The sequence below is a fragment of the Gordonibacter pamelaeae 7-10-1-b genome (assembly GCF_000210055.1).
Taxonomy (GTDB): domain Bacteria; phylum Actinomycetota; class Coriobacteriia; order Coriobacteriales; family Eggerthellaceae; genus Gordonibacter; species Gordonibacter pamelaeae.
Window position 1 is genome coordinate 544238 of record NC_021021.1, and the last position, 603, is coordinate 544840.

Sequence of the window (603 nt, forward strand, 5' to 3'; positions counted from 1 at the left end):
GGCGGTCAGCCGCGCTTCGCGTAGGTGCGCGGCAGCAGGGGGCACCCCGGCTCCACGTTCGTGAAGTACCGCAGCAGGAAGGTGAGGCCCGCCACCGCGAGCGCGACGCCCAGGCCCGTGTAGAAGAAGGCGATGAACCAGTCGGGCACGAGCCCCGACATGCGCAGGCCGATGCCTCCGCCCATCATGATAGCCATCATGATGTAGCCCTTCTTGTCGAAGAACTTCAGGATGTTCGTCTTGGCCTCCTCGTAGCCGCCGATGCGCTTGGCGTGCTTGCCCACCATCTTCTGGAAGATGCGCGAGTGGAACAGCACGAAGATGACCGCGGAGCCCACCAGGAGTGCCCAGAGCACCCAGCCCCAGTCGTGCCGGTAGGCCGTGAGCCCGATGTTGGCGATGTTCGCGCCGGCGATGGCCCACACGATGCCGGCCACGAGCATGAGCTTGTTCGTTGAGATCTTGAGCATTGCTACCACCTTTCCCCGGCGGCCGCGGCGGCCGCCCCTTCCGTGCCGCACGCAGGGGCCTCCGGCCCTCCCACGCCGTCTGCCGCACCTTCAGCATCCGGCGCGGCCGGTCCGTAGAGCGCGGCGCGCAGCA

1 protein-coding gene is annotated in these 603 nt (G+C 67.7%); it reads right to left on the reverse strand.

What is annotated here, in order from left to right; genetic code table 11:
* Positions 1-5 precede the first annotated feature (5 nt).
* Positions 6-470 carry a hypothetical protein gene (locus tag GPA_RS02570; RefSeq protein WP_015538848.1) on the reverse strand — a complete coding sequence of 155 codons (465 nt, stop codon included), beginning with the start codon at positions 468-470 and terminating at the stop codon, positions 6-8.
* Positions 471-603: the final 133 nt, after the last annotated feature.